Here is a 6000-nt window from a genome sequence, read left to right as displayed (position 1 = left end):
TTACCAATTACCAATCACCAATCACCAATCATCAATCACCAATCACCAATCACCAATTACCAATTACCAATCATCAATAAAAATGAAAGACAAATTATTAAACTGGCTCAACTTCATCTTAGTTGCTGATGTTTTCCTAGTTATTTTAGGTTTTGCGTGGCTTGTTATCGCTGTAATTGGTGATGCTTCCGGAATTAATCTCGGTTTAGACTTATGGCATAAACTCTGGATACCATTATTTAACCCAGCCATTGGTATCCTCATGGGTGGTGCTTTAGTGAGTGGAATTATTAGCTGGGTTTCTAAGAAACTTACTAAATCTACTCCGATGTCATAGGATTTAAGATGACGTGAGAATCTGCGTTAGTGCTGATTCTAGCTGAGGATATTGATACTGAAAACCGGATTCTAAAGTGCGTTTGGGGATAACCTTTTGTCCTTCTAATACTACCTTTGCCCCATCTCCTAATAGAGCTTCTATGGCAAATCCAGGAACTGGCAACCAAGAAGGCCGATTCATGACTCTACCCATAGTTGTACTTAACTCATTCATGCGGACTGGCTGAGGAGCAGTGGCATTATATACTCCTTCCATTGTGGGATTAGTTAAAGCTTGGATAATTAAACTCACAATATCGTCTAAATGAATCCATGAAAACCACTGTCGGCCGCTGCCAATTGGACCACCGGCAAAGAGTTTAAAGGGAGTAATCATTTTTCCCAAAGCGCCCTCATTACCTAGAACGATACCAAAGCGTAAAATCACTAACCGCACATTGGCATCTTTGACCTTGTTAGCTTCCCCTTCCCATTCCCGGCAGACTTGAGCTAGAAAATCGTTGCCAGAAGGACTATCTTCATCAAAAGTAGTAGTTTCATTAGTTCCATAGTAACCAATAGCCGAAGTGTTGACTAAGACACCGGGTTGAGGATTTGCTTTAGCGATCGCTTCGACAATTTTTTGTGTTCCCAGTTTGCGACTGTTGAGGATTTCCTGCTTCCGTTCTGGTGTCCAACGTTCCTCAGCAATGGGTTCTCCGGCTAAATTAACTACTCCATCACAACCTGCTAGAGCATCTTGCCAAGCACCGGATACAGTAGGAGTATAGGAAACAACTTCTAAATTAGGAAACCGTTGGGAGGGAAAAACTTTTTGGGCAGAGGTAGTATTTCGAGTTAAAACTAAGATTCTATGACCTGCTGTCTGTAGTCTTTCTACTAACCGGCTACCTACAAATCCGGTTGCACCGCTAATTGCTATTTTCATTTGCTCGTTGTCTAGGACCTAATTTAATCAACATTTTATCAATCTTCAAAATCTTCAGTCATGCCAGGATTAATTAATGTAATGTCGTACTCACTAGCATCAGTTGACGAAAACCGCTCAGTATTTTTGAGCAGATAATAAATGGCACGAACTTGAGGTCCAAAAATTACTTCATCTTCATTTTGGAGGTCATGGGCTGGCATTTTCCGCCCATTAATCATCAAACCGTTAGAACTGGGTTTTCCTTTGGCATTACCATCTACAATGCGATAATAGTACCGCTGACTGTTTTTTGGGCGTGGTAATCTCACTAATGTGGCATGGTGACGGGAAACAAACTGTGAGAACAAACGAATATTACAATCACGATCTCTACCAATAGAATAGACGGGATTTTCTAAAGAAAACTCTTTCCTTCCTTGGTCGTCTTCAATGATTAGTAGATGGTTTTCATTATTTGGAGATGCCATTGATAGACTACTAAAATTGCTTGCACTTTGATCAATCATAAAACCTCGTGGGAAGTGGGAAACTCAGTCCCTTTAGGGCTGAGAGGGAAGCGACTCAAGGGATTTTAATCCCCGTCAATCTTAAAATGCGTAATCATAGCCATCTTTGCGGTGAATGATTTTGCAGTATTTATAACTAATACCCTGAACTAATTTTGATGCAGAAATATTGAAAGAACCTGTTCCTCTAACTGCAACACGACCAATATATTTACCGATTTTCTTGCCAGTAGTAACAATTGCTTCCACAATATCACCTGTCTGAAAACCTTTAACAAATTTAATTCTAGGTACATATCGAGATGGAAAACCAAACTTGTCAGTTCGACACATTTGACGAGTTCCATGCCCTGTTGCTTTGATTAGCAAAGGCTTGTTTATTAAAATTTCCAATTCTCCAATTTGCCCAACACAAGCGGCATCTAGCCAATGAGTTTTAGGAAACTTTAATCTAGTTCTATTGAACTTAGTTTGACCACCAGAACCAGTGGAAACAGGTAAACCAGTTTCTTGGAGTCGGCTAAACAATGCCCAACGGGTAGAGTTCACAGCCGCCGCATCTTTTAAAGGTCGTTTTGCTTGTGCCAGAATACATTTGAGAATATCCGGTTTCTTAGCCAGGAATTTCTCAATATCCTGAGTACCTTTTTTGATATTACACTTCTCACAAGCAAGACAAAGATTAGAAATCCGATTAGTGCCACCTCTGGCTTTGGGGTGAATATGCTCAACTTGCAAGGGGACATTCTCAATCCCACAGTAAGCACATTTTCTCTGCCATTTTTCTAGTAGATACTCACGGACTTCGTACCCGGACAAAGTGCCTTGCTGATATTCAATACCTGATATTTCTGGATTGTCTATTTGTTGCAGATCAAATCTGACAAGCTCTTGAGATATCCTGGTGAGCGGAGCAAACTTAATGAGTTTGTTGACCCAAGTTAAGGTAGTCTCAACACGATGCTGCAAACTTGGAGCTAACCAATTTTTTGTCCGGGTTCTATTCAAAAATCTGGCTTGACGATAGCGAGTATGGCGGTTTCGTCTCCCCCTGCGAAGTGAACGACGGGATTCTAGGGACGCTTTAATTGCACTTCCTCGATTAGAAAGTTCTGCACCAAAAATGATTTTCTCTCCCTGAACCAATGCTATGCCCGTAGTTTTTGAACCAGGGTCTATTTTGAGTTCTATCGCTTGGTTAACAACATCTGAGCATGACTTGTTTAAGATGATAGTAAAGGGGTATATCCTAAATAAAGCAGCTTTTCCAGAATCCAATAATTTCCTTGCTACCGAGGGGTGACAAGGGCTTAAAGGTTGTTTATTTGTGTCCATCACTAATGCGTAATTTGACATTTCTGCCTCTCTGATTTCTCAGGTAATGTTCGCTTCGACCTTGTTATCTGAGCTTGTTGCGCTTGTAACACTGTTTCAGTGACTTTAAAACTGTTTAATTACAAACGACAGAGCGGAAAACTAGCGTCGCATTCTCCGGTGTCTTGACTCAAATAACGGCTACCATAAGACTACGCTCAGGGTGGTCTGGTCAGTATAGCTTGCTTGATTACTCTTACAAGCTCAGTGGCTTTAGCCCTGAGTTACTGACATATATTAGTTGAGTATATTTTTCGGCAATTACTACTAGTTACAACAGACAAGAAAAACAATTCACTATAGGAAAAACCTCCTTAATAAAATTGAGTTAGTCACAACACTAACAGAGCTAAAAGCCATTAATGCTGCGGCGCTGGAGGGACTGAGGACAAAACCCCAGCTAGGTAATAATACACCAGCCGCTAGAGGAATACCTATCGTATTATAGGCAAAAGCCCAAAATAAATTTTGGCGGATAGTATTGAAAGTAGCGCGACTTAGCTGAATAGATTTTACAACATCAGTAATAGAATTTCGCATCAAGATAATTTCCGCAGTTTCTATTGCTACATCTGTACCAGAGTGTAAAGCTATGCCTACATCTGCTTGGGATAGGGCTGGGGCATCATTAATGCCATCTCCTACCATAGCTACGATTGATTTGGCTGTCCCAGACTGAAGAGATTGAATGGTAGTAGCTTTTTGGGATGGGGGGATACCAGCCATGATATCGGCGTTATCTATACCGAGTTGTTGGGCGATCGCTTTGACTGCTTCTAATCTATCACCACTGAGGATCATCACCCGCAAACCCATTTGTCGGAGTTTGTCTACTGCGGTTTTAGCATCTGGTCTGAGGGTATCACTAACGGCAATTAATCCGGTTAAAGTTCCATCTACAGCCACACCAATCACTGTTTTTCCGGCTGTGGCTAATTGTTGTCCCTGTTGTTCTGCGGTTTCACTAATCTTAATTTGGTGATAATTTAACCATTCCCAATTACCTAGCAGGACATTTTTGCCGGTGACGACAGCAGATACACCCATTCCTGGTTCTGTGTGGAAGTCTACAGCATGGGGAATAGTTAACTCTTGTCGTTTGGCTTCCTGTTGAATAGCTGTAGCCAGGGGATGATAAGTACCACTTTCCACTGCTGCGGCTAGTTGGATTAAGGATAATGGTAAAGCTGATTCTGCTACAACTACACAATCAGTTACCGTGGGTTTACCTGTGGTGAGAGTGCCGGTTTTATCAAAAACTACAGTATCTAGTTTGTGGACTTTTTCTAAAACATCACCACCTTTGATTAATAGTCCCTTTTCTGCACCCATACCCGTCCCCACCAAGATAGCGGTAGGGGTAGCTAATCCTAAAGCACAGGGACAAGCAACTACCATGACAGCGATCGCTAATTTTAAACTAATTAAAAAGGAGGAATATTGACTGTGAGGTAATAAATGTTGGGGATTATGTCCCATATTGTGAGCCATTTCCATCCCACCGGACATAGTAACTTCTGGCCAGAGGTGAGTTCCCAACAAATACCAAAATGCAAATGTTAAAGCAGCGGCTGTTAAGACACCGTAGGTAAAATAACCAGCTACCGTATCAGCTAATTTTTGAACTGGGGCTTTACGAGTTTGGGCAGCTTCTACCAAAGCCACGATTTGAGCTAGAGTTGTATCATCACCAGTGCGAGTAGCTTGAATAGCGATCGCTCCTGATTGGTTCAAAGTCCCACCGATGACAGGATCTCCTAGTTGCTTCAACACAGGGACTGCTTCCCCAGTCAGCATAGATTCATCTATGGTAGTTTGGCCAAAGCGAATTTCCCCATCCACCGGCACTTTATCCCCTGGTAGCACCTGCAACCATTCACCCACGCGCACTTGTTCCGCGGGAATTTCCATAATATTTGCGCCAGCGATTAATTTTTCCGATTCTGGGTTAATAATCAATCTGGCTGTTTGGGGTGCAAGGGCTAACAATTGCCGAAATGCTGTGGCTGCGCGTCCTCTAGCCTGTTTTTCTAAAGTTCTACCCAAAAGAATAAAACCCAACATCATCACAGGTTCATCAAAAAAGCACTCCCAACCCATTTGGGGAAACAATAGCGCCACCAAACTTGCAGTATAAGCTGTGAGTGTTCCCAAGCCGATGAGAGTATTCATATTTGGCGCACCTCGTCGCCAACCTTGCCAACCTTCTACTAGAATTGGTCTACCGGGAATGATGATAGCGATCGTTGCTAGTCCACAATGAAACCAGATGTCATTTAAAATCGGGAAAATGGAGCTACCAATATTACCAAAATGTCCAATTCCTGATAGTACCAGTAGTAAACTAGCAATTAGCAACTGTCTAATTGTCGCCTCCATTTCTTGGCGATGTCTGGCTTCGAGATTAGAGTTTGCAGATTGCTCACCCACACGTTTAGCAGTCCGCAATTGGCTAGGAAATCCTGTGGCTGTTAATCCCTGTGCTAGTGCATTTGCATCTACAGTACCAATTTCTGTCTCTACTACAGCAACTTCTGTTGCTAGGTTGACACAAACACTTTTAACTCCTGGATGCTGAGTTAGTTGTTTTTCTACTGCTTTTACACACCCTGCACACTTCATCCCCCCAACATCTAAAATAATTTTCTCTAAGTTCAATACTGTTTGGGGAAGGGCGGATTCTGGGACTATTTCAGTTTTTGGGATCAGTTGCATGGTCAGTTTTGAGATTTGCTTTTGTTATTTAGAGGCTTGACAATCAGCGTCTCTACTTTGAGGTTAGGCGAAATCTGCAACTTTGACCAAGTGAAAGAATATTAAGTTTCTTGAGATCCCTCACGTCTCAATACT

General features: G+C 41.9%; 5 protein-coding genes. 1 reads left to right on the top strand and 4 read right to left on the bottom strand.

What is annotated here, in order from left to right; all coding sequences use genetic code 11:
• The first annotated feature begins 82 nt into the window (after positions 1-82).
• Positions 83-337, top strand: coding sequence for a hypothetical protein (locus FJR04_RS10810; RefSeq protein WP_168494471.1), 255 nt, complete (start codon positions 83-85; stop codon positions 335-337).
• A gap of 3 nt (positions 338-340) precedes the next feature.
• Here FJR04_RS10810 and FJR04_RS10805 read toward each other — a convergent pair whose 3' ends face one another.
• The 4 genes from FJR04_RS10805 to FJR04_RS10790 form a co-directional block, all read right to left on the bottom strand.
• Positions 341-1267 carry a TIGR01777 family oxidoreductase gene (locus FJR04_RS10805; RefSeq protein ID WP_168494469.1) on the bottom strand — a complete coding sequence of 309 codons (927 nt, stop codon included), beginning with the start codon at positions 1265-1267 and terminating at the stop codon, positions 341-343.
• A gap of 38 nt (positions 1268-1305) precedes the next feature.
• Positions 1306-1776, bottom strand: coding sequence for an FHA domain-containing protein (locus FJR04_RS10800; RefSeq protein ID WP_254445261.1), 471 nt, complete (start codon positions 1774-1776; stop codon positions 1306-1308).
• 81 nt (positions 1777-1857) lie between these two features.
• Positions 1858-3132, bottom strand: coding sequence for an RNA-guided endonuclease IscB (gene iscB / locus FJR04_RS10795; protein ID WP_168494467.1), 1275 nt, complete (start codon positions 3130-3132; stop codon positions 1858-1860).
• Between the two features lie 315 nt (positions 3133-3447).
• Positions 3448-5865, bottom strand: a complete 2418-nt coding sequence (locus tag FJR04_RS10790; protein ID WP_168494466.1) for a cation-translocating P-type ATPase — start codon at positions 5863-5865, stop codon at positions 3448-3450.
• Positions 5866-6000 lie beyond the last annotated feature (135 nt).

Source organism: Anabaena sp. UHCC 0204 (genome assembly GCF_009711975.1).
Taxonomy (GTDB): Bacteria; Cyanobacteriota; Cyanobacteriia; order Cyanobacteriales; family Nostocaceae; genus Dolichospermum.
This window is presented reverse-complemented; position numbering and strand designations above follow the sequence as displayed.

Excerpts from the sequence above, each read along its gene's own strand:
- iscB (WP_168494467.1), bottom strand. The coding sequence starts at position 3,132 with ATGTCAAATTACGCATTAGTGATGGACACAAATAAACAACCTTTAAGC.
- FJR04_RS10805 (WP_168494469.1), bottom strand. The coding sequence starts at position 1,267 with ATGAAAATAGCAATTAGCGGTGCAACCGGATTTGTAGGTAGCCGGTTA.
- FJR04_RS10790 (WP_168494466.1), bottom strand. The coding sequence starts at position 5,865 with ATGCAACTGATCCCAAAAACTGAAATAGTCCCAGAATCCGCCCTTCCC.
- FJR04_RS10800 (WP_254445261.1), bottom strand. The coding sequence starts at position 1,776 with ATGATTGATCAAAGTGCAAGCAATTTTAGTAGTCTATCAATGGCATCT.
- FJR04_RS10810 (WP_168494471.1), top strand. The coding sequence starts at position 83 with ATGAAAGACAAATTATTAAACTGGCTCAACTTCATCTTAGTTGCTGAT.